Annotated in this window: 19 protein-coding genes; 9 read left to right on the top strand and 10 right to left on the bottom strand. The window is 65.3% G+C overall.

Annotated elements, in window-relative coordinates:
* Positions 1-64 precede the first annotated feature (64 nt).
* Together ABG82_RS17705 and ABG82_RS17710 are read left to right on the top strand one after the other, a co-directional pair.
* Positions 65-1,051, top strand: a complete 987-nt coding sequence (locus ABG82_RS17705; RefSeq protein WP_043078655.1) for an acyl-ACP desaturase — start codon at positions 65-67, stop codon at positions 1,049-1,051.
* Positions 1,052-1,149: 98 nt separating this feature from the next.
* Positions 1,150-2,007, top strand: coding sequence for an SGNH/GDSL hydrolase family protein (locus ABG82_RS17710; RefSeq protein WP_043078723.1), 858 nt, complete (start codon positions 1,150-1,152; stop codon positions 2,005-2,007).
* On the opposite strand, the gene mnmA is transcribed toward ABG82_RS17710, so the two are convergent.
* From mnmA to ABG82_RS17740, 6 genes are all read right to left on the bottom strand, one after another.
* Complete coding sequence (gene mnmA, locus ABG82_RS17715) at positions 2,004-3,074, bottom strand: tRNA 2-thiouridine(34) synthase MnmA (RefSeq protein ID WP_043078656.1); 1,071 nt, start codon at positions 3,072-3,074, stop codon at positions 2,004-2,006. The genes ABG82_RS17710 and mnmA overlap by 4 nt on opposite strands.
* Positions 3,071-4,261 (bottom strand): cysteine desulfurase family protein, encoded by a 1,191-nt coding sequence (locus tag ABG82_RS17720; RefSeq protein ID WP_043078657.1) that lies wholly within the window; start codon positions 4,259-4,261, stop codon positions 3,071-3,073. Before ABG82_RS17720 ends, mnmA begins: the two co-directional genes overlap by 4 nt.
* An 84-nt stretch (positions 4,262-4,345) precedes the next feature.
* On the bottom strand, positions 4,346-5,206 hold the full coding sequence (locus ABG82_RS17725; protein WP_043078658.1) for a lysophospholipid acyltransferase family protein: 861 nt from the start codon (positions 5,204-5,206) through the stop codon (positions 4,346-4,348).
* A 2-nt stretch (positions 5,207-5,208) separates the two neighbouring features.
* A complete protein-coding gene (locus tag ABG82_RS17730) occupies positions 5,209-6,090 on the bottom strand; it encodes a GNAT family N-acetyltransferase (protein WP_043078659.1) in 882 nt (293 codons plus the stop codon).
* A 157-nt stretch (positions 6,091-6,247) separates the two neighbouring features.
* The gene (locus tag ABG82_RS17735; protein WP_043078724.1) at positions 6,248-6,628 is read right to left on the bottom strand and encodes a cupin domain-containing protein; all 381 of its coding nucleotides are present in this window, start codon (positions 6,626-6,628) and stop codon (positions 6,248-6,250) included.
* Positions 6,629-6,642: 14 nt separating this feature from the next.
* On the bottom strand, positions 6,643-7,386 hold the full coding sequence (locus ABG82_RS17740) for an SDR family oxidoreductase (RefSeq protein WP_043078660.1): 744 nt from the start codon (positions 7,384-7,386) through the stop codon (positions 6,643-6,645).
* A 206-nt stretch (positions 7,387-7,592) separates the two neighbouring features.
* Between ABG82_RS17740 and ABG82_RS17745 the strand changes: the two genes are divergently transcribed.
* Positions 7,593-10,298 carry a helix-turn-helix transcriptional regulator gene (locus ABG82_RS17745; RefSeq protein ID WP_234708047.1) on the top strand — a complete coding sequence of 902 codons (2,706 nt, stop codon included), beginning with the start codon at positions 7,593-7,595 and terminating at the stop codon, positions 10,296-10,298.
* 114 nt (positions 10,299-10,412) lie between these two features.
* Here the strand turns inward: ABG82_RS17745 and ABG82_RS17750 are convergent, their stop codons facing one another.
* The gene (locus tag ABG82_RS17750; protein ID WP_043078661.1) at positions 10,413-11,369 is read right to left on the bottom strand and encodes an electron transfer flavoprotein subunit alpha/FixB family protein; all 957 of its coding nucleotides are present in this window, start codon (positions 11,367-11,369) and stop codon (positions 10,413-10,415) included.
* Positions 11,370-11,403: 34 nt separating this feature from the next.
* The gene (locus ABG82_RS17755) at positions 11,404-12,195 is read right to left on the bottom strand and encodes an electron transfer flavoprotein subunit beta/FixA family protein (RefSeq protein ID WP_043078662.1); all 792 of its coding nucleotides are present in this window, start codon (positions 12,193-12,195) and stop codon (positions 11,404-11,406) included.
* 249 nt (positions 12,196-12,444) lie between these two features.
* On the opposite strand from ABG82_RS17755, the gene ABG82_RS17760 reads away from it, so the two are divergent.
* From ABG82_RS17760 to car, 4 genes are read left to right on the top strand one after another with little or no spacing between them, the layout of a single operon-like run.
* Positions 12,445-13,266: a class I SAM-dependent methyltransferase gene (locus ABG82_RS17760; RefSeq protein ID WP_052511047.1), complete on the top strand. Its 822-nt coding sequence runs from the start codon at positions 12,445-12,447 to the stop codon at positions 13,264-13,266.
* Positions 13,263-14,825, top strand: coding sequence for a 1,4-alpha-glucan branching protein domain-containing protein (locus tag ABG82_RS17765; RefSeq protein WP_043078663.1), 1,563 nt, complete (start codon positions 13,263-13,265; stop codon positions 14,823-14,825). The genes ABG82_RS17760 and ABG82_RS17765 overlap by 4 nt, the downstream gene beginning before the upstream one ends.
* Entirely contained in the window at positions 14,822-16,066 is a 1,245-nt protein-coding gene (locus tag ABG82_RS17770; protein WP_043078664.1) for a glycosyltransferase family 4 protein, read from the top strand. Before ABG82_RS17765 ends, ABG82_RS17770 begins: the two co-directional genes overlap by 4 nt.
* A gap of 36 nt (positions 16,067-16,102) precedes the next feature.
* Positions 16,103-19,597 carry a carboxylic acid reductase gene (gene car, locus ABG82_RS17775; RefSeq protein ID WP_043078665.1) on the top strand — a complete coding sequence of 1,165 codons (3,495 nt, stop codon included), beginning with the start codon at positions 16,103-16,105 and terminating at the stop codon, positions 19,595-19,597.
* 14 nt (positions 19,598-19,611) lie between these two features.
* Here the strand turns inward: car and ABG82_RS17780 are convergent, their stop codons facing one another.
* Positions 19,612-20,052, bottom strand: a complete 441-nt coding sequence (locus ABG82_RS17780; RefSeq protein WP_043078666.1) for an Lrp/AsnC family transcriptional regulator — start codon at positions 20,050-20,052, stop codon at positions 19,612-19,614.
* A gap of 79 nt (positions 20,053-20,131) precedes the next feature.
* Between ABG82_RS17780 and ABG82_RS17785 the strand changes: the two genes are divergently transcribed.
* Both ABG82_RS17785 and ABG82_RS17790 read left to right on the top strand, forming a co-directional pair.
* Positions 20,132-20,857 (top strand): AzlC family ABC transporter permease, encoded by a 726-nt coding sequence (locus ABG82_RS17785; protein ID WP_043078727.1) that lies wholly within the window; start codon positions 20,132-20,134, stop codon positions 20,855-20,857.
* Complete coding sequence (locus ABG82_RS17790) at positions 20,850-21,173, top strand: branched-chain amino acid transporter permease (protein ID WP_043078667.1); 324 nt, start codon at positions 20,850-20,852, stop codon at positions 21,171-21,173. The genes ABG82_RS17785 and ABG82_RS17790 overlap by 8 nt, the downstream gene beginning before the upstream one ends.
* Here ABG82_RS17790 and ABG82_RS17795 read toward each other — a convergent pair.
* Positions 21,170-22,024 (bottom strand): thioesterase family protein, encoded by an 855-nt coding sequence (locus tag ABG82_RS17795; protein ID WP_043078728.1) that lies wholly within the window; start codon positions 22,022-22,024, stop codon positions 21,170-21,172. The genes ABG82_RS17790 and ABG82_RS17795 overlap by 4 nt on opposite strands.
* Positions 22,025-22,027 lie beyond the last annotated feature (3 nt).

The following is a 22,027-nucleotide window of genomic DNA, read 5'->3' on the forward strand; positions in this document are numbered from 1 at the left end:
ACGCTCGGTCAAATGTAAGTGTCACTTTTAGACACAGATACTCCGGGAACCGAGGAACGCATCCATGCCCCAGAAGGAATTCACCGACCTTGAGCTCTTGCATGAGCTCGAACCCGTGGTCGAGGAGAACACTCATCGCCACCTCGGCGTGTTCAAAGAGTGGAACCCGCATGACTACATCCCGTGGACCGAGGGCAAGAACTACAAGGCCCTCGGTGGCCAAGACTGGGATCCCGAGCAGTGCAAGCTGTCCGAGGTCGCGAGGATCGCCATGGTCACCAACCTGCTTACCGAGGACAACCTGCCCGCCTATCACCGCGAGATCGCGATGAACTTCACCATGGACGGCCCCTGGGGCACCTGGGTGAACCGTTGGACCGCCGAGGAGAACCGGCACAGCATCGCCATCCGCGACTACCTGGTGGTCACCCGCTCGGTCGATCCGGTGGAGCTGGAGAAACTGCGCGTAGAGCAGATGACGCGCGGCTTCTCCCCCGGCCAGAACCGCCAGGGCGGCGACGAGCTCTTCGCCAACAGCCTCTTCGATTCGGTGGCCTACGTGTCATTTCAAGAGCTGGCCACCCGCGTCTCGCACCGCAACACCGGCATCGCCTGCGCCGAGCCGATCGCCCAGGAGCTCCTCAAACACATCTCCAACGACGAGAACCTGCACATGATCTTCTACCGCAACATGGTCGAGGCAGGCCTGGAGATCGCACCCAACCAGGCCGTGAAATCAATACACAAGGTGCTCGACAACTTCACCATGCCGGGCTACACGATCCCCGGTTTCCGCCGCAACGCCGTCACCATCGCCACCGGCGGCGTCTACGACCCACAACTGCACCTCGCCGAGGTCGTCCAGCCGGTGCTACGCAAGTGGCGCATCTTCGAACGCGACGACATCAACGGCGAGGGCGAGTGGTATCGCGAAGACCTGGCCCGGATCATCGGGGACCTCAAGAAGACGGCCTCCGACTTCGAAGAGGTCAAGGTCAAATACCTAGAACGGCAGGCCAGACGAGCCGAACGGCAGGCCGCCAGGGTGTAGCTCTCCCTCCTCCGTAACAGCGACGTGGGCAAACGGCGATATGCCGTTCAGTACCATTGATCGGGGCCGTCTTCGGCCGGCGGGGAGGAGAGGAATTCATGCGCGCGTTCAGGACGCTGTCGGCGATGCTCGGCCTCGTCGCGGCAGTAGCGGCAGTTGCCATCCCGTCGACCGCCTCCGCCGAGCCTGTCGCCGGCGCACAGCTGGTCGCTATCGGTGATTCGTTCATGGCCGCGGGCTCAAATGCCGCGGCCATCACCGGCCCGGTCGGCACCGCCTGCAACCAGGCCACGGACAATGTGGGGCATCTGGTGGCCGCGTCATTCCCACAGCTGACATTCGCCGATTACTCGTGCGTGGGCGCACTCACCACCGACGTCTACGCACCCTCGACCCGCGGCCCGCAAATCGTCGGGCTGTCCCCCGACACCAAGGTGGCGATCGTATCCATCGGCGGAAACGACGCGGGTTTCGAGCAGATGGCCACCGACTGCCTGTTCGCGTTGAGCTGCCCGGCGGAGAAGAAGGCCCAGTTCAGTGCCAATGTGACCTCGGTTGCCCCGAAATTGACGGGCGCATACGCCGCGATACGTAAGGCGGCACCGAACGCCAGGGTGTTCACCGTCGGCTACCTGCCGATACTGCCCCCGGACGCCAAGGGCTGCCTGGTCGGGCTGATCAACACCCAAGAGACCATCAGCTTCCTCAATGGTCTGCAGCGGCAATTGAACGACACGATCGTCGCAGAGTCCGCCAGGGCTGGGTTCACGCCAGTGATCCCCGCGACCAGCAGCGACCACAGCGTGTGTGCCGCCGACTTCCAGCGCTACGTGTCCATGACGGGCGCCGGTGCCGGCGATGAGGGAATTCCCATGCACCCCACTGCCCCTGGCCGCCAGTACGTGGCCGAGCGCATCGCGATCGCTATGCGGTCCGCAGGAATTCAGGGCGCTTAATCGCGCGTGATGATGGCGCTGCCGAGCACCTCGTCACCCTCGGTGTCGGGGCGGTACAACACCACCGTCTGCCCCGGGGCCACACCGCGCAGGGCGGTGCGCAGCCGAACCTGAATCCGGTCGGTCCCGGGATCGACGATGGCATCGACCACCGATCCATGCGCGCGGACCTGCACCTGGCATTCGACCGGCTCGGTCGGCACGCGCCCGGAGGTCCAGACCACGGGCTCTCCGCCGAACTCCCAAATCTCAAGATCCTCAACGGTTCCCACCCGCACGGTGGCGGTCTCCGCGTCGATCGACGTGACGTAGCGGGGACGGCCATCGGCGGCGGGTCCGACCAGCCCAAGTCCCTTGCGCTGACCGATGGTGAATTCGTGCACCCCAGCGTGGGTGGCCAGCACGCTACCGTCGGCGTCCACCACATTCCCGCGGCGTACCCCGATGCGCGCACCCAGGAAGGCCTGGGTGTCGCCCGAGGGAATGAAGCAAATGTCGTGGCTGTCAGGCTTGTTCGCCACCAGCAGACCGCGCTGCTCGGCCTCAGCGCGGATGTCGGGCTTGGGACTGTCGCCGACGGGGAACAACGCCCGGCTCAACTGTTCCGGCGTCAACACTCCCAGCACATACGACTGATCCTTGTCCGCGTCGACCGCGCGGCGCAGCCGCCCGTCGTGCAGGCGCGCGTAATGACCGGTGGCCACCGCGTCGAAACCCAGCGCGATGGCCCGATCGGCCAGCGCCGCGAACTTGATCTTCTCGTTGCATTTCACGCACGGGTTCGGGGTGCGGCCCTCGGCGTACGCCTCGACAAAGTCATCGATGACGTCCTCTTTGAAGCGATCAGCGAAATCCCAGACATAGAAAGGAATTCCGAGCATGTCGGCGACGCGGCGCGCATCGGCGGCGTCTTCCTTCGAGCAACAGCCACGTGATCCCGTACGCAGCGTGCCCGGCGCGGCCGACAACGCCAGGTGCACCCCGACCACGTCATGTCCGGCGTCCACCATGCGGGCGGCGGCCACCGACGAGTCCACTCCCCCGCTCATCGCGGCAAGCACCTTCATGACCGGCCTCCCGCACTGGCCAAAGCGGCAGCACGCGCACGGGGAACAGCGATATGCAGTGCCTCAAGCGCACGGTCCACATCCGAGGCAACGGAGGTGTGGCCGAAGGTGAAGCGCAGCGAGCCGCGCGCGGCCTGGGGATCGATACCCATTTCGATGAGCACATGCGAAGGACGGGCCACACCCGCCGTGCAGGCGGAACCCGTAGAGCACTCGATACCGTTGGCGTCCAACAACATCAACAGGGAATCACCCTCACAGTCGGCGAAGGTGAAATGCGCGTTGCCCGGCAATCTGCCGCTGCCCGGCGCACCATTGAGCGTGGCACCCTCAATCTCGGTCAGCACATGATCGATCAATGAATCCCGAAGTTCGGCCATTGCCACCGCCCCGTCGCACCGCTCGGAGACGGCCACGACGAGCGCCGTCGACATCGCCACGATGGCCGCGGTGTCGGGAGTGCCAGACCGGATATCGCGCTCATGCCCGCCACCGTGTAGCAATGGAACACAAGCGGTTTCGCGCCGCAGCAGCAGGGCTCCGACCCCCATGGGGCCACCGAACTTGTGCGCGGCCACACTCATCGCCGACAGCCCGCTGAGCCCGAAGTCGACATCGAGCTGGCCGACCGCACCAATGGCATCGCTGTGCATCGGAATATCGAATTCAGCAGCGATGGAAGCTAATTCGCAAACCGGGTTGATGGTGCCGACCTCGTTGTTGGCCCACATCACCGTGATGAGCGCGACGTCGTCATGCTCGGCGAGGGCGGCGCGCAGTGCCCCGGGTGTCACGGTGCCGGCCTCATCCACCGGCAGCCAGGTGACCTCGGCGCCTTCGTGGTCGACCAACCATTGCACGGCATCCAGCACGGCGTGATGCTCCACGGCACTGGCGATGATGCGCCTGCGCCGTGTATCAGCGTCACGACGAGCCCAGTAGATGCCTTTGACCGCGAGGTTGTCGCTCTCGGTGCCACCGGCGGTGAAGATCACCTCCGACGGCCGTGCCCCCAGTGCCGCGGCGATCGACTCGCGCGATTCCTCGACCCGGCGGCGCGCGTCGCGGCCGGACCCGTGCAGAGAGGCGGCGTTCCCGGTCTGCGCCATGGTGGCAGCCATCGCCTCGATGGCAGCGGGGCGCATCGGGGTGGTCGCGGCATGGTCCAGGTAGACCGATCGGGGCATAACGCATCCAGGATAGCGGTCCGGTACCCACAGACAGATTCGGCGGAGAAGAGCAGACACCCTACCCGCGCGTGCGCACGGCCGTCAGGCCGCGATGGGCTCCGGGCGCTCCGGATGCTGGTGGCTGTGGATCTGCGGGATCCGGTCTCCGGCGCGCACGGCCGCCTCACAACGTGCCGCCAGGTCACGACGGCTTTCGCCGGGCAGTTGCAGGCCTGCCACCTGAATGTGCGCCACGGTCATCCGGGTGGCGGTGAGCCGGCGAATGGAGGCCATCAGGGTGTCCTCGCCGACGTAGGCCGGCACTGTCGACAGCTCGCCATTGAGATGGTGATACGTGAGCCGCAGCGGCTGCACCGGCCGTTGCGCGTCGATAGCGGCCTGGAACATGGCGGGACGGAACGACCCGTAGGCACGGCCGCACCAGGTGGTGCCCTCGGGGAACGCCACCACCGTCTGGCCGGCCTCCAGCCGCGAGGCAACGGTGCCCACCACACGGGGCAGGGTGCGCAGGTTTCCGCGTTCGATCGGGATGACGCGCATCATCCGGGCGATAACACCCAGGCCCGGCCAATCGATCAGGTCCGCGCGGGCGACAAAAGAACCCGGCAGCACAGCACCGATGGCGAAGACGTCGACCCAAGACACGTGACCCGCCACCACGAGGGAACCCCGGATGTCGCGAATCGGGCCGCCAGAAACCGAGATGCGAACACCGAGGCAGCGCAACATCAGCCGGCAATAGCCGCGCTGCCAGCGCACCCGTCCGGGAAGCGGAATCCCCAGCAGCGGCGCGAGGGTCAACAGTGTGATCGCCATGGCGATCCGCGTTGTGGTCCGGACGGTCCGGGTCAGCCGCCCGGGTTCGTCGATGGGATTGGCCCGCATGCAGCTATCGTCACAGGTCGCCTTGGGCAACCAGGCGTGAGCGTATTCGGGTGCCATGGCTATTCCGATTCCGGCGACACCGACGTAGCGCCGATTTCTGAGGCTGCCCCAACCGATCTCAGCCGTTTCAGATAGCGCACATCGGCTTCGTTCTTGTTGAGCAGCGCCATGAAATCGGCCACCCCGAAATCGGGGTCGTGCGCGGGCTCTCCGAGCACCTTGGCTCCGAGTCGCAGGTATCCCCGCATGAGCGCGGGGACCTGCACCTTGGCGGGCGGGACGATGTCGTCCAGGCCCATCCCGTCGACAACGACCGGGTTGTAGGGCCGCACCGTGTACTCGGGTGCCGCGGCATGGCGCTTCATCACGAAGTCACGCACGGCACGCACCTGGCTGCCGGGCGCTTGTTCGGGGCTGTCCTGCATGGGGACCGATACACATCCGGTGACGTAGGTGTAGTCGCAGCGATCCAGATAAGCCAGGATTCCTGCCCACATCAACAAGACCACCGCGCCGTTACGGTGATCGCCGCGCACCACGGCGCGGCCCATTTCCACCAGCTGAGGACGCAGCGAATCGAGTCCACTGATGTCGAATTCTGTTGCGCTGTAAAGTCCTCCGGCCGCGATCGCCCCGGGCGGAGGGAGCATCCGATAGCAGCCGACCACATCACCCGAGGTGTCCTCACGCACCAACAGGTGATCGCAGTGCTCGTCGAAACGATCGGCGTCTCGCCCCTCGAAGGCCTCTGGGGTGCTGGCGAGCTGGAAGCCGGGCTCGCTGCTGAACACGTCGTATCGAAGCCGTTGCACGGCATCAATATCGGCGGGGTCATTCGACAGCAGCAGGGTGTAACGGGGACCCAGCGGAGCCTCCCCGTTCACCCCCGCTACCTCTGGCATGGACTGATCTGCGGCGATGAGAACTGACGCGGTACTCATGACTGCGAGATTCGCCGAGCTATGCGGCGGAACGGCATCAGAAGCGTGTCGTGTCCATGCACGATCAGTTAATTGCGGCGTTCAGTACGCCAAATGTGTCCTTGCGGAAGTGAATCGGCAAAGCAAACAGGGCGCTAACACTCGCCGCCGACAGATGCTACGCAGGCACTCGCCGATCAGCTCGCTGTCGCAGTTCCTCCTCGTCTACCAGCACCAACATCGGCGCGCCGGGCTTGCACATCATGGTGACCACGAAGCGCAGCACCGCGTCGGGACGGTTGTTGGCATCCGAGTAGTGGATGACGTCGCCACCGGGCTCCCAGAACGCCTCGCCGGCCTTCACCACGCGCGGGGCTTCACCTTCGAGCTCGAAGAGCATCTCCCCCTCCACCACGTAACCGAAGGCGGGCCCACCCGGATGACGATGCGGTGGGGTGCCCGAACTACCCGCCGGCCACTCGATCTGCACCGTCATCACGTGGGCATCGGACGGGAGCACCGGCGGTGTCACGGATTGCAACACCGTCAGCGCACTCATCGGGTCGTTCGCGATCACCGGCGAGCCATCCAATCGGCGAACCGGGTCGGCGCCAACACGCCGTCCTCACCGGTGACCAGGCTGTAGTCGTCCACGGGAGTACCGAAGTAGGTGGCACCGGCATCCACCACAACCGGCCTCTCGTCACCACGGGCGGCAAGAACTGCCTGCGCCATATCAGCAAACGAAAACTTCTCGGGCCCACCGATATTGATGATGCCGTTGCGCGGCTGCGCCTCCGCCGCATGAGCAACCTGCGCCGAGACGTCGTCGACAGCTATCAGCTGAATCCTGGCGTCGGGCACCCGAATCTCATCCCCGACGACGAGGGTGTCCGTGATGGCCTCTGCGAATTCCTGAAACTGGGTGGCGCGCACGATCGTGTAGGGCAGGCCAGATTCGACGATGATCTGCTCCTGAGCCACTTTGGCACGCATATAGCCGCTGTCGGGCAGACCATCGGCCCCGACGATCGACAGCGCGACATAGTGCCCAACGCCATTCGTCTTGGCGGCGTCAACGAGATTGCGTGCGGAGGCGGTGAAGAAGTCCATAACCGGGCCGTCATCGAACGACGGAGAATTGACAACGTCGATGACCACATTCGATCCGGTCAGCGCATCCACCAAACCCTCGCCGGTCAATACATTCGCGCCCGAAGACAACGACGCCGCGACGACCTCATGGCCATCGGCGGTGAGCAGCGAGACCACCCGCGATCCGATCTGGCCGGTAGCACCAACAACTGTGATTTTCATTGTGCGATTACCTTTCTGGTTACCCGAGTAACGCTCGCAGGTCGACACCGGGCTCGAACCCTGGAAAGTCCGTAGTCGTTCAGCCGGGAAAACCAGTCGGTAAACTTCGGCCCTACTCATCAATTTCGGCGGAGCAGGTAATCAACAGCTATCCGGGATCGCACTTGTGCGGTCGAACTCAAGAATGCGCGGCCCTGGACCGCTTGCTGACCGATGCCCGTTCCGGGCCCAGCCAGGTTCTCGTGCTGCGGGGCGAAGCGGGTGTCGGCAAGACGGCGCTGCTGAGGTATGCCCTCGGTAAAGCGTCAGGACTTCTCCTTGCCCGCGCGTCTGGCGTCGAATCGGAAATGGAACTGCCCTTCGCGGGACTACAGCAGTTCTGCGCCCCCTTTTCGAAGTATCTCGATGCGTTACCCGGCCCACAGCGCGAGGCGCTCGATATCGCATTGGGAACCACCAGCGGTCCACCTCCGGACCGCTTCCTCAGCGGGCTGGCGGTATTGAGCCTGTTGGCCGCGGCCGCCGAACACCAACCGGTGCTGTGCGTGATCGATGACGCGCAATGGCTCGACCGGGTCTCCCTACAGACCCTCGCGTTTGTCACCCGGCGCCTGGGCGGTGAGCCGGTCGCCGTGCTCTTCGCGGTGCGCGGCGAGTCCGCCGACGAACTTACCGGGCTGCCCGAGTTCACCGTGCGCGGACTGCGCGCCGCCGATGCCGGCGCGCTGTTGGATTCCGCGATTCCCGGACTCCTCGATGCACGGGTGCGCGACCGCATTGTCGCCGAGACCCAGGGCAACCCGCTGGCCCTGCTGGAACTGCCCAGGGATCTGACCGCCGAGGAGCTTGCCGGTGGTTTCGGGTGGCCCGATAGCGGTCGCCTGACCGGGCGGATCGAGCAGACGTTCCTGCGGCGAGTCCAGCAACTCCCGACTCAAACACAAACGCTAATGCTCACCGCGGCAACCGATCCGCTTGGCGATGTCGCGCTACTGGCGCGCGCGGCCGAGCACCTCGGAATACCGATGGACGCGATTGCACCTGCGGAAGCCGCCGACCTCGTGGAGTTAGGCACCCGAGTCCAGTTCCGCCATCCGCTGGTACGGTCGGCCATCTACATAAGCGCAAACCCACTGGAGCGCAGACGAATCCACGCTGTGCTGGCCGACGCTACCGATCCGTCAACCGATCCCGATCGCCGAGCATGGCACCGCGCCCATGCGGCCGCGGGCACCGATGAGACCATCGCCGCCGAACTGGAACAGTCGGCGAGCCGCGCCCAGGCCAGGGGCGGCGTCCTGGCCGCTGCCGCCTTTCTGCAACGCGCGACCGAGCTCACCGCGGAGCCGGCCGCACGAGGCTTACGAGCGCTGGCCGCGGCCCAATCCAAATACGACGCAGCAGCCTTCGATTCCGCCCGTGAGCTCCTCGGCGTTGCGGACATGGCTCCGCTCGATCCACTGGCGCGCGCCCGGGCCGCACGGTTGCGCGCAAAGATCGCCTTTGTGGAAAGCCGGGTGGGCGCTTACGGTTCCACGACGGTGTCCGAAGCCGCGATCGGCCTGCTGGACGCTGCCAGGGGGCTGGAAAACCTGGACGACAACCTGGCCCGGGAGACCTATCTGGATGCGGTCGGAGCTGCCATGTACGGCGGCCGGCTGTGTCCACGAGGCGGGGCCCTGGAGATCGCCGAGCCCGCCCGCCTTGCCCCCGCAGGATCGCGGCCGGAACGGCCCTCGGACCTTCTGCTCGACGGACTGGCGAAGCGAATCACCCACGGCGCCACGGCCAGTGCACAGGCGCTGCGCGATGCCCTCACCCTTATCAGCCAGGAAGCCGACCGTCCCCGGAACACCGACTGGATGCAGCAGGCCTTCCCGATCGCACTGGAATCGGCCACACATGAGATATGGGATGACGACATGTGGCATCACCTCGCGACTCGCGCGGTGCACGTGGCCCGAGAAGTCGGTGCGCTATCGCTGCTGCCGGCAGCACTCATCTACCGCGCGGGCATGCACATCCACGCCGGCGAACTGGACGCCGCGGCGGAACTGGTCCACGAGGCAGACGCCATCTCGGCCGCCACAGGCCACGCACCGATCAGGTACCACTCCCTGGTTCTGGCGGCTTGGCGCGGCACCGAGCCTGATGCGATTCGGCTGATGGATGACGCTATGCGCGACGGCGCGGCCAGGGGCGAGGGCAGGCTACTCGGTGCGATGGGCTACGCGGCTGGTGTGCTCAACAACAGTCTGGGCCGATATGAGCTGGCTTTTCACGCGGCGCGAAGAGCTTGCGAACACGAAGATCTCGGGATGTACAGCTGGTGCCTTGTCGAACTGATCGAGTCGGCTGTCCGCTGCGGCGAGCACGACACTGCGACAAAGGCGCTGGACCAACTCGAAGAGCGCGCGCGGGCCGGAGAAACCCATTGGTCCCACGGCATGGTGGCGCGCTCTCGCGCGCTACTCGCCATCGACGAGGACCCGGAGAACCACTACCGCGAGGCAATCCAACATCTCACCCGCACAAGAATTTCCGTGCACCTTGCCCGTGCGCACCTGATATATGGCGAGTGGTTGCGCCGGTGCAATCGACGATCGGACGCCCGTACGGAACTCAAGGTGGCACACGCGAGTTTCCTGGGCATGGGCGCGGCGGCCTTCGCCGAGCGGGCGGAGCGCGAGCTGCGCGCCACGGGCGCGAAAGTCCGAAAACGTTCCGCCAGTCCGCAGGAGGCGCTCACCGCGCAAGAAGCCCAAATCGCCCGCATGGCCGGCCAGGGGTTGACCAATCAGGAGATCGCCGCGCAGCTGTTCATCAGCTCGCACACCGTCGAATGGCATCTGCGGAAGGTATTCACCAAGCGCGGCATCACCTCGCGCAGACAGCTGCGCGGCGATCGCTAGGACTGCACACCGGGATCACCCCATAGACGCCGAAAGGGCTATCCAGGGCACTCGACGCGGTGGTCGAGGCGCTGGATAGCCCAATGGCGTACGTTCAGGCTCCGCGGAACCGATTTAGCCCTTGCGGGCCTTCACTGCGTCGGTGAGCTGCGGCGCGACATTGAACAGGTCGCCCACCACGCCGAAGTCGGCGATCTCGAAAATGGGGGCTTCCTCGTCCTTGTTGACCGCGACGATGGTCTTCGAGGTCTGCATACCGGCCCGGTGCTGGATGGCGCCGGAGATGCCCAGTGCGATGTACAGCTGCGGCGACACGGTCTTACCCGTCTGACCCACCTGGAACTGGCCCGGGTAGTAGCCCGAGTCGACCGCGGCGCGCGAGGCACCCACGGCGGCACCGAGCGAATCGGCGAGGTCCTCGACAACGCTGAACTTCTCGGCGCTACCGACACCACGACCACCCGAGACGACGATGGTGGCCTCGGTGAGCTCCGGACGGTCGCCACCGACCACCGGCTGGCGCGAGGTGACCTTGGTGGCGTTCTCGGCGGGCGCGGGCACCTCGACGGTGACCTGCTCGCCCGCACCGGCGGCCGGCGCGGCCTCCACGGCACCCGGACGCACGGTGATGACCGGGGCGTCCCCATTCGCCTGCGCCTCAACGGTGAACGCACCACCGAAGATCGAGTGCAGAGCCTTGCCACCCTCGCGGACCTCGATCACGTCGGTCAGCAGACCCGATCCCAGGCGTGCGGCCAGACGTCCGGCCACCTCCTTGCCCTCGGTGGTGGCGGCGATCAGGATGCCGGCCGGGCTGGCGGTCTCGGCCAGGGCGGCCAGGATGTCCACCTTCGGGGTCACCAGGTAGCTGTCGACGACATCGGACTCGGCGACATAGATCTTCGCGGCGCCGGCTTCCTTGAGGCCATCGATCAGCGGCGCGGCGGTGCCTGCGGGCCCGGCGACGACGGCCGAGGGCTCACCCAGGACGCGTGCGGCGGTGATCAGCTCGGCGCTGACCTTCTTCAGCGCACCCTCTGAATGCTCAACGAGCACAAGTACTTCAGCCATAACTTTGCTTTCTCGTTTCTGTATTTAGGGGGTCTTAGATGATCTTTTGGGCGACCAGGAACTCGGCGACCTTGGTGCCGCCCTCGCCCTCGTCGGTGATCTTCTCGCCCGCGGTCTTGGCGGCCTTGGGGGTGGAGGACAGCACGGTGGAACCGGCGTTCGAGACACCCACTTCGTCGGCCTCCACGCCGATCTCGGCGAGGGTCAGCACGGCAACTTCCTTCTTCTTGGCGGCCATGATGCCCTTGAAGGAGGGGAAGCGAGGCTCGTTGATCTTCTCGGTGACGCTGACGATGGCCGGCAGAGTCGCCTCGACCTCGAACACGCCCTCGTCGGTCTCACGCTCACCCTTGACGACGCCACCCTCGACGGTCAGCTTGCGCAGGTGCGTCAGCTGCGGCAGACCGAGGTACTCAGCGATGATCGCGGGGATCGCGCCCGAGCGGCCGTCGGTGGCCTCGTTACCGGCGATGACGAGCTCGACACCCTCGACCTGCCCCAGCGCGCGGGCCAGAGCCCAGCCCGTCTGGATGGCGTCGGATCCGTGCAGACCCGGGTCGAGCAGGTGAACTGCCTTGTCGGCACCCATGGACAGCGCCTTGCGGATGGCCTCGGTGGCCTTCTCCGGTCCGGCCGAGACCACGGTCACGACCGAGTCACCGCCCTCGCGCTCCTTGATGAGCAGCGCTTCTTCAACGGCACGCTCGTTGATCTCGTCCAGCACCGCGTCGGCGGCTTCCCGGTCGAGCGTGAAGTCACCGTCGGTGAGCTTGCGCTCCGACCAGGTGTCCGGGACCTGCTTGATCAGGACCGCGATATTCGTCATGAGTCTCCGATCGTCCTTCCTCTTCGCTGTCTGCCAGCGTTGTGCTGGCCATCTGCTCTCTGCTTCCATGCGCACCCACGCCCGCCGGTCGCACTGTCACATTTTCGTGACTCATCCGGCTGATCTCATTACTCACGGGTAACATACGGAGTTCGCCCGTACACCATAGCCGGTTCACCCCTGGTTTCCGGCCTGTGATCTGGGCCACCAGTATTAAGACACGGCGTTCACCCGATAGCCTGCCTAACGATGAACTCGCACCTGACCGACCCGCACCCGGCTGATCCTCTTCGCGCAAGCGGCCCATCAGCCGAAGACCCGGACGCCACCCTGGCGCTGACCGGGGAGCGGACCGTGCCCGGCATCGCCGAAGAGAACTACTGGTTCCGCCGCCACGAGGTCGTCTACGAGCGCCTGCGCGGACGCTGTGCGGGCGGCAAGGTGCTGGAAGCCGGTAGCGGTGAGGGCTACGGCGCCGACATGTTGGCGCAAGTGGCCGAGCACGTCATCGGGCTCGACTACGACGAGTCGGCGATCGCGCACGTCAAGGCCCGCTACCCGCGGGTGGACATGCGGGCCGGAAACCTGGCGGATCTGCCACTCGCCGACGGTTCGGTGGACGTGGTGGTGAACTTCCAGGTGATCGAGCACCTATGGGATCAGGGGCAGTTCATCCGCGAATGCGCCCGCGTCCTGCGGCCCGGCGGATCGCTTCTGATCAGCACGCCGAATCGCATCACCTTCTCCCCCGGCCGCGACACCCCGCTGAACCCTTTCCACACGCGCGAGCTCAACGGCGCCGAACTCACCGAACTCCTTGAGGAGAACGGGTTCTCATTGGAGTCGATGAACGGAGTTTTTCACGGCCCGCGGTTGCGCGAACTGGACGCCAAATACGGCGGTTCGATCATCGACGCACAAATCGAGCGCGCCGTCGCGGGCGCGCCATGGCCGCAGGACCTGCTGGCCGACATCACGGGTCTGACCACCGGGGATTTCGAGATCGTCGACGCCGCCGCACGCGATATCGATAAGAGTTTGGATCTGGTTGCCATTGCGGTGATTCCGTGACGCCATCCAAGAAGCCCGTTCCGGGCCTTTTCACCATGGTGCTGCATACGCACCTGCCGTGGCTTGCCAACCACGGGCGCTGGCCGGTCGGCGAGGAATGGCTGTATCAGTCTTGGTCGGCGGCGTACTTGCCGCTGTTCAAGGTGCTGCGCACCCTGGCGGCCGAGGGCCGGGAGAACCTGATCACGCTGGGCATCACTCCGGTGGTGGCAGCTCAGCTGGACGATCCGCACTGCCTGACCGGGCTACACAGCTGGCTGGCCAACTGGCAGCTGCGCGCGTTCGAGGCCTCGACCATCCGCAAAACCGACGCGGAGCCGGGCACCGCTTCAAGCCCGGAAATGTTGCGGGCGTTTGGTGTTCGCGAGCATCAGACCGCCACAGACGCCCTCAACGAGTTCGATCTGTACTGGCGTCACGGCGGCAGCGGCCCGCTGCGCAGTCTCATCGACGCCAGAGCCATCGAGCTGCTGGGTGGCCCACTGGCGCATCCATTCCAGCCGCTGCTGCACCCTCGCCTACGCGAGTTCGCGCTGCGTGAGGGATTGGCCGATGCCGCACAGCGTTTCGGACACGCGCCCACCGGTATCTGGGCACCGGAATGCGCCTACGCCCCGGGCATGGAGGAAGGCTACGCGGCGGCGGGCGTCAGACACTTCATGGTGGATGGCCCATCCCTGCAAGGAGATACATCCCTGGGCCGCCCGGTGGGCGACTCTGACGTGGTTGCGTTTGGCCGCGACCTGACGGTGAGTTACCGCGTGTGGTCCCCGAAGTCGGGATACCCGGGCCATGCCGCGTACCGCGACTTCCACACCTATGACCATGACACCGGCCTCAAGCCGGCCCGTGTCACCGGGCGCAATGTGCCCTCGGAAGCCAAGGCGCCGTACGACCCAGAGCGCGCGAACGCCGCGATCGACGTCCATGTCCGCGATTTTGTGGACACCGTCCGCCAGCGGCTTGTCGACGAATCCGGCCGCATCGGGCGGCCCGCACATGTCATCGCCGCCTTCGATACCGAGCTCTACGGACACTGGTGGTACGAAGGGCCTACCTGGCTAGAACGGGTACTGCGCGCGCTGCCCGAGGCCGGTATCGAGGTGGGCACGCTGGAACAGGCCCGCGAGCAGGGATACGTGGGTGCGCCATTCGACTTACCCGCCAGCTCATGGGGATCCGGCAAGGACTGGCATGTGTGGAACGGCGAAAAGGTCGCCGACTTGGTCCAGTTGAACACCGAGGTGGTCGATACCGCGCTCACCGCGGTCGACAAGGCCCTGGGCGAACAACCCGCGCCGCACACCCGCAATCGAGTGGCCGATCAGATCCTGCGTGAAGCGCTGCTCACGGTGTCCAGCGACTGGCCCTTCATGGTCAGCAAGGATTCTGCGGCCGACTACGCGCGCTACCGCGCGCACCTACACGCGCACGCCACCCGAGAGATTGCCGCAGCCCTGGCCAGCGGACGCCACGACGCGGCAACTCGGTTGGCGGACGGTTGGAATCGCGCCGACGGATTGTTCGGCGCGCTTGATGCCCGGAGGCTGCCCCGATGAGAATCTTGATGGTCTCCTGGGAGTACCCGCCCGTGGTCATCGGCGGGCTGGGCCGGCACGTGCATCACCTGTCCACCGAGCTGGCTGCCGCCGGGCACGATGTGGTGGTGCTTACCCGGCGCCCGTCGGGAACCGACCCGGCGAGTCATCCGACATCCGACGAGATCTCCGAGGGTGTCCGGGTGGTTGCCGCCGCCGAAGATCCTCATGACTTCGACTTCGGCACCGACATGATGGCCTGGACGCTCGCGATGGGGCACGCCATGGTCCGGGCAGGATTGGCCTTGGGTCTCAAGGGGTCCGGCGACTGGCGCCCTGACGTGGTGCATGCCCACGACTGGTTGGTGGCCCATCCGGCGATCGCGCTGGCCGAGCATTTCGATGTGCCGCTGGTATCCACGCTGCACGCCACCGAGGCCGGCCGTCACAGCGGATGGGTGTCCGGCCGCATCAGCAGGCAGGTTCATTCGGTGGAGTGGTGGCTGGCCCGCGAATCCGATTCCCTGATCACCTGCTCGGCCTCGATGCTCGACGAAGTGACCGAGCTGTTCGGACCCGAGCTGCCGCAGGTTCACGTGATCCGTAACGGAATCGACGTCACCCGTTGGGTCTTCGCTCCCCGGCTGCCCGCGGACGGTACTCCCCCGGTGCTGCTCTTCGTGGGGCGCCTCGAGTATGAGAAGGGCATCCACGACGCCATCGCGGCACTGCCCAAGATCCGCCGCGCGCACCCCGGAACCGTGCTCGCGGTGGCCGGCGACGGCACCCAACAAGATTGGCTGCTGGAACAGGCACGCAAGTACAAGGTCGTCAAATCTGTGCAGTTCCTGGGCAATCTGGACCATGAAGGACTGCTGCACTGGTTGCATCACGCCGATGCCATCCTGCTGCCCAGCCACTACGAGCCATTCGGGATTGTGGCGCTGGAAGCCGCCGCCGCGGGCACTCCCCTGGTGACCTCAACCGTTGGTGGCCTTGGCGAAGCCGTCATCGACGGGGAGACCGGATTGTCCTTTACGCCACGCGATGTGGCGGGTATCGCCGACGCGGTCAGTCGCACACTCGACGATCCCGCCGCCGCCGCCGAGCGCGCTGTGGCGGCGCGCGCCCGGCTCACCGCGGACTTCGACTGGGCCACCGTCGCCGATGAAACCGCACAGGTGTACCTGGCGGCCAAACGGCGCGAACGAGAACCCCTGGGCCGCAGCGTTATCGTCGAGCGCCCCCTGCCGGACCGGTAAACCAGCTATCCCCGAGCAACAGAAAGTGAGCCGCAGATGACGGCTGGTGCGGCGGCTCGCGTTGCCAAACTGTTCGAGTCCGATCCCCAGTTCCGGGCCGCCATGCCCGATCCGGAGGTGATGGACTCACTGCTGGTGCCCGGCCTGCGCCTGTCTCAGGTTCTCCACGCCCTGCTCAGCGGCTACGCGGACCGGCCGGTGATGGGTTTCCGGTCCCGCGAATCGGTCATCGATGCCGAAACTGGCCGCACCGTCGACCGGCTGCTCCCCGCGTTCGAAACCATCACCTACGGGCAGCTCCTCGCCAACATCTCTGCTCTGCTGGCCGAATGGCAGCATGGCACCGTACCCATCGGCGCGGGCGACTTCGTCGCCACCATCGGCTTCTCCAGCCCCGAGTACGTCACTCTCGATCTAGCCGCCCTGATGAACGGGTCGGTATCGATTCCACTGCAGCACAACACATCTGCGGCCCAACTGCGCATGATGCTGGAGGAGACCAATCCCCGGCTGATCGCGGCGAGCGCCAACTGTCTGGATCTCGCGGTCGAAGCTGCTATCGGGCTTACCGAACTGCGCCGGTTGGTGGTCTTCGATTACCGCGCCGAGACCGATGATCATCGCGAAAAGCTCACCACGGCAACCGAACGCCTGAAGTCGGCGGGTATGGAAGTGGTCGTCGAGCCGCTCGCAGACGTGATCGCCACCGGACGAGATCTACCCGAACCGGTGCTGTACACCGACGGAGACGACCAGCGCACTGCCCTGATCATGTACACCTCCGGCAGCACCGGCGCGCCCAAGGGCGCAATGTTCACCGAGTGGACGGTGACTCGCTTCTGGTCCTCGGGCGCCGCGCCCAACCGGGATACCCCGATCATCAATGTGAACTTCCTGCCGCTGAACCATCTGGCAGGCCGGGTGGGCCTGCTGACAGCCTTCATTCCCGGCGGCACCTGTTACTTCGTTCCGGAGAGCGATCTGTCCACGCTTTTCGAGGATTGGCAGTTGGCGCGCCCCACCCACATGGGCGTGGTCCCCCGCGTGGTCGACATGCTTTTCCAGCACCATCAGACGCGGATGGACGCGCTGATGGCCGAAGGAGCCGACGCCGACACCGCCGACCGATTGGCCAAAACCGAACTGCGCGAAGATGTGCTGGGTGGGCGCGTGGTAGCGGGCATGCTCGCCACAGCGCCGCTGTCGCCCGAGATGAAAACATTCCTGGAGTCCTCGCTGGACTTCCACCTCCTTGATCTCTACGGCCTGACCGAGGTCGGCGGCGTGTTCCGCGATGGCAAAATCTCCCGCCCGCCGGTGCTCGACTACAAGCTTGTCGACGTTCCCGAGCTCGGGTACTACACCACCGATAAACCCCATCCGCGTGGCGAATTGCTGGTCAAGAGTGCCACCGCGACGCCTGGGTACTACAAACGTCCCGACGTGACCGCCGAGGTGTTCGACTCCGACGGCTACTACCGCACCGGCGACGTGATGGCGGAAATCGCGCCAGATCAGCTGGTGTACCTGGACAGGCGCAACAACGTCATCAAGCTCGCTCAGGGCGAGTTCGTCGCCGTGGCCAACCTGGAGACGGTATATGTGGGTGCGCCGTTGGTGCGCCAGATCTTCGTGTACGGCAACAGCGAACGTGCGTATCTACTCGCTGTCGTGGTGCCCACCGAAGAGGCCCTGCGAGTGCACCCCGATCCCGTCGAGTTGAAGAACTCGATCCGGGAGTCGCTACAGCGGACGGCACGCGCCAATCACCTGCATTCCTATGAGCTACCCGCCGACTTCATCATCGAGGCGGCGCCGTTCACCATCGAGAGCGGGATGCTCGCTGCGGTTGGTAAGCCCATACGGCCCAAGATGATTGAGCACTACGGGCAACGGCTCGAACAGCTGTACATCGACCTCGCCGAGGCCCGTGTCCAAGAACTCCGACAACTGCGCGACACGGCGCGGCAGCGTCCCGTCATCGATACCGTGACCGAGGCCGCGCAGGCACTGCTGGGCATGTCGGCGGACGCGGTCCGCCCGGACCATCACTTCCTCGATCTCGGCGGAGATTCGCTGTCCGCGCTGACGTTTTCCAATCTACTGCGGGACCTCTTCGACGTCGAAGTTCCGGTCGGCGTGATCACCGGTCCCGCCGCCGATCTGCGCAAGCTGGCCGCCTACATAGAGCAGAGCGAACGAGCTGCCCCCGCCACCGCGGCCAGTGTGCACGGGCCAAACATCGGTGTGATCCGTGCGGACGAGCTGGCACTCGACAAGTTCCTCGACGCCGAAACGCTCCGTAACGCAACGCAACTGGATGCACCTTCAGGTGCCGTCAACACCGTGCTACTCACCGGCGCCAACGGATACCTCGGCAGATTCCTCTGCCTGGAATGGCTGCAACGCATGGCGCAGACGGATCGACAGCTGATCTGCCTGGTCCGCGGCGCCGACGACGATGAGGCACTGGCTCGTCTTGAGGCCGCATACGGCGAAACCGACCGCGCACTACTCGATGAGTTCCGCACGCTCGCTCGACGGCATCTGCGGGTGATCGCCGCCGATATCGCCCAGCCCCGTTTCGGGTTGGCCGACACGGTCTGGGCACAGCTCGCCCGTGACGTCGACAAGATAGTCCATCCGGCCGCACTGGTGAACCACGTACTGCCGTACAACCAGCTTTTCGGCCCCAATGTCGTTGGCACAGCCGAGGTTGTCCGTTTGGCCTTGACCACCCGGATGAAGCCGGTGACCTACCTGTCCACGATGGCCGTGGCCATGACCGTCCCCGACTTCGACGAGGACGGCGATATCCGCACGGTGAGCCCCACCCGGCACATCGGTCCGGGTTACGCCAACGGGTACGCCAACAGCAAGTGGGCCGGCGAGGTGCTGCTGCGAGAGGCGCACGACCTGAGTGGCCTGCCGGTCAGCGTGTTTCGGTCCGACATGATCCTGACGCACCGCCGGTACACCGGACAGCTCAATGTCACCGACGCGTTCACCCGCATGCTGCTGAGCCTGGTCCTCACCGGTATCGCGCCGCGAAGCTTCTACCGGGGCGAAGACGACGGTATCCGTCCGCGCGCCCACTACGAAGGGCTACCAGTAGATTTCGTTACCGAGGCCATTACCAGCCTCGGCCTTTCGGCTACCGAGGGATTCCGCTCGTATGACGTCATGAACCCGCACGATGACGGCATTTCGGTGGACACCTTCGTCGACTGGCTCATCGAAGACGGGCACTCCATCGACATCATCGACAGCTACGACGAGTGGCTGTCACGATTCGAGATCGCACTGCGCGGCCTGCCCGACGAGCTCCGGCGCGCCTCGGTGCTGCCTCTTCTGGATGCGTACCGCGTGCCCGGCGATCCGCGCCGCGCCGCCGCCACGCCTAACCATGTATTCCGGAAAGCCGTGCAGGAAAACAAAATCGGCGGCGAAAGTGCCGATATTCCGCAGATTGATCGCGCGTTGATCGCCAAGTACATCGGCGATCTACGCGCGCACGGCCTCGTGCGGTAGCAAGAAGCGGTGGTTCAGCGGCGCGACTTGAGCAGCTTCATGGTGAGCCGCGAGTCGACACGAGCGATGGCCGGGTCGCCCATGAGCTTGATACTCAACCACTGCTCATAGGCGGCGAGATCGGCCGTCTGCACCCGGATGAAGTAGTCCGGTATGCCGAACATGCGCCTGAGCTCGGCCACCTCTTCCATGGCGACCACGCGCTCCTCGAAAGACGCCACCGTGGCAAGGTCTTTGGCCACGAGATCGGCATAGATGATCACCTCGAAGTCGCGGCCAAGAGCCGCCGGATTCACCAGAGCGGTATAGCCGGTAATGATTCCCTCGGCTTCCAGCCGCCGCACCCGTCGCAGGCAGGGGGCCGGAGTAAGGCCCACCCTGTCCGCCAGCTCCTGATTCGTGAGCCGCCCATGCCCCTGAAGCTGATCAATTATTGCGCGATCTAGCTTATCCATGCATCTATATTGCCCTACTGTCACAATGTTCGGCAATATCAACAAGCATAGTGCGCACCTTCCATTCTATGATTGCCGCATGATCCAGGAGGTACTGTCGCCGACGCCCCGGCACCGAGATGAACTGGCCAAAGCGGCCTTTCACGCGGGCATGGTGTGGGCAGGAATATTTGCCCTTGGCATCGGCTTGGGTGTGGTCGTCACCTCCCACGGCCTCCCCTGGTGGCTGGCGCCGATCATCTCCGGCATCCTGTTCGCGGGATCGGTGGAATTCATCTTGATCGGCATGCTGTCCGCCGGCGCCTCAGTTCCCGCGATCGCCGTGACCACATTCCTCGTCAACTCGCGTCATCTGTTCTACGGACTGTCGTTTCCTCTTGATCGCGTCCGCAGCCGACCCGGCAAGGCGTACAGCATGTTCGCTCTCTGCGACGAGGCGTATGCCTTGATCACCGCCGTGGACCCCGAAGACTTGAACACGCGCCGGATCCTGTGGACGCAGTGCGGCCTGCACCTTTCCTGGGTGGCGGGCGCAACGGTTGGCGCCCTTGCCGGAGCCTCATTCCTGAGCGGGCTCAAAGGACTTGATTTCGTGCTCATCGCGATGTTCTTGGTACTCACCATCGACACGTACCGTTCCCGCCCCGACTTCCGGGGCGCGGCGCTTGCCGTCTCGTCCGCCCTGGTGGCGCTGGCGCTCGTACCCGGCGCGTTGGTGCTCGTGGCGATGTGCGCCTACAGCATTGCCCTCATCGCGCGGCACTACCTGACCCGCGCCCGCCAGGGGCAGACCTCGCATGCCTGAATTCGGCTACATCACGGCGGCTTTGGCCTCTGCGGTGGTAATCACGTTCGCATTGCGCGCGCTACCGTTCGCCGCGCGACACGCGATCAAGAACAACGAGCTGGCCGTCAATCTAGGTCGCTGGATGCCGGTCGGCGCCACCGCAATCCTCACGGTGTATTGCCTCTCGACAATCAACTTTACCGGTCCGGCGCACGGCGCCGGACCGGTCATCGGCGCGGCGGTGACCGTTGGCGTCCATCTGTGGAGGCGCAATGCGGTGCTGAGCATCGTCGTGGGCACCACGGCATGCCTGCTCATCACCAACGCGTTCTAGGCAGGTCGTGGGATCATCGCCAGTTGACGGCTCTGCACCACCACGTGACCCCCAGAGTCCACGATGAGGTGGTCTTCTTCGAACCAGGTGGGACCCAGGACTGTCGCGTGTGCCATGACCCGCAACCATCCTGGCGCGGGCCGCCGCCGCACGTACGTGGTGAGCTGTACGGTCGGAGCCCAGCCGAACATTCCGCGGTTCATCGTCACCGGCGCGCTGATATCACCGGCCATCAGCGCGAAAAGCAGCGAGGTGTCCGGATCGGACTCGTCTGTTTCAAAGGGACGCAACCACATCCGGTTGACCGGGGCACCCGTCTGCCCCTTCAGGAACAGCGCCGTATCGGGGTCTACCCGCAGATCGCAGCCCTGGGCCACGTGCACCACCTGTCCCATCGGATGATCGGCGGTCACCCGAATCGCTTCCGCGACAGGCTCTACCGGCATGCCAGCCAGGGCGTGGGGTTCTTGATGGATCGGATCTGCGGCATCGAGCACGCCGAGGGTGACCGCCGCCGATACCGCGACCCGGCCCTCCTGCTCCAGCTGCACATCCACCTGGCATACCTGGGTACCCGTCTTGCGCACCGCCGTGATGAGTCGCACCTCCCCAGGGTCGGGAGCGCGCAGATAGTTGGCGCTTACCGCGACGGGTTGCAGTGCCACCGATGCTCCCATGTTCACCATGGTGCGCCGCGCCGCGGCCGCACATACCGCCATCATGCAGCCGCCGTGGACCTTCGGCCCGATGGTCCAGATGGGATCGATGACGGCGACATGGTTGCCCGACCCATCGTCATGTAGGGCCGTCAACGTGGCGAAAGGACTTTCGAGAGTGGTGATTTCGGTCATGAT

It is taken from the genome of Mycobacteroides immunogenum, from assembly GCF_001605725.1.
Classification (GTDB): domain Bacteria; phylum Actinomycetota; class Actinomycetes; order Mycobacteriales; family Mycobacteriaceae; genus Mycobacterium; species Mycobacterium immunogenum.

Bases quoted from the DNA above. Each gene is read 5' to 3' on its own strand.
- ABG82_RS17705 (WP_043078655.1), top strand. From the start codon at position 65: ATGCCCCAGAAGGAATTCACCGACCTTGAGCTCTTGCATGAGCTCGAA.
- ABG82_RS17710 (WP_043078723.1), top strand. From the start codon at position 1,150: ATGCGCGCGTTCAGGACGCTGTCGGCGATGCTCGGCCTCGTCGCGGCA.
- mnmA (WP_043078656.1), bottom strand. From the start codon at position 3,074: ATGAAGGTGCTTGCCGCGATGAGCGGGGGAGTGGACTCGTCGGTGGCC.
- ABG82_RS17720 (WP_043078657.1), bottom strand. From the start codon at position 4,261: ATGCCCCGATCGGTCTACCTGGACCATGCCGCGACCACCCCGATGCGC.
- ABG82_RS17725 (WP_043078658.1), bottom strand. From the start codon at position 5,206: ATGGCACCCGAATACGCTCACGCCTGGTTGCCCAAGGCGACCTGTGAC.
- ABG82_RS17730 (WP_043078659.1), bottom strand. From the start codon at position 6,090: ATGAGTACCGCGTCAGTTCTCATCGCCGCAGATCAGTCCATGCCAGAG.
- ABG82_RS17735 (WP_043078724.1), bottom strand. From the start codon at position 6,628: ATGAGTGCGCTGACGGTGTTGCAATCCGTGACACCGCCGGTGCTCCCG.
- ABG82_RS17740 (WP_043078660.1), bottom strand. From the start codon at position 7,386: ATGAAAATCACAGTTGTTGGTGCTACCGGCCAGATCGGATCGCGGGTG.
- ABG82_RS17750 (WP_043078661.1), bottom strand. From the start codon at position 11,369: ATGGCTGAAGTACTTGTGCTCGTTGAGCATTCAGAGGGTGCGCTGAAG.
- ABG82_RS17755 (WP_043078662.1), bottom strand. From the start codon at position 12,195: ATGACGAATATCGCGGTCCTGATCAAGCAGGTCCCGGACACCTGGTCG.
- ABG82_RS17760 (WP_052511047.1), top strand. From the start codon at position 12,445: ATGAACTCGCACCTGACCGACCCGCACCCGGCTGATCCTCTTCGCGCA.
- ABG82_RS17770 (WP_043078664.1), top strand. From the start codon at position 14,822: ATGAGAATCTTGATGGTCTCCTGGGAGTACCCGCCCGTGGTCATCGGC.
- car (WP_043078665.1), top strand. From the start codon at position 16,103: ATGACGGCTGGTGCGGCGGCTCGCGTTGCCAAACTGTTCGAGTCCGAT.
- ABG82_RS17780 (WP_043078666.1), bottom strand. From the start codon at position 20,052: ATGGATAAGCTAGATCGCGCAATAATTGATCAGCTTCAGGGGCATGGG.
- ABG82_RS17785 (WP_043078727.1), top strand. From the start codon at position 20,132: ATGATCCAGGAGGTACTGTCGCCGACGCCCCGGCACCGAGATGAACTG.
- ABG82_RS17790 (WP_043078667.1), top strand. From the start codon at position 20,850: ATGCCTGAATTCGGCTACATCACGGCGGCTTTGGCCTCTGCGGTGGTA.
- ABG82_RS17795 (WP_043078728.1), bottom strand. From the start codon at position 22,024: ATGACCGAAATCACCACTCTCGAAAGTCCTTTCGCCACGTTGACGGCC.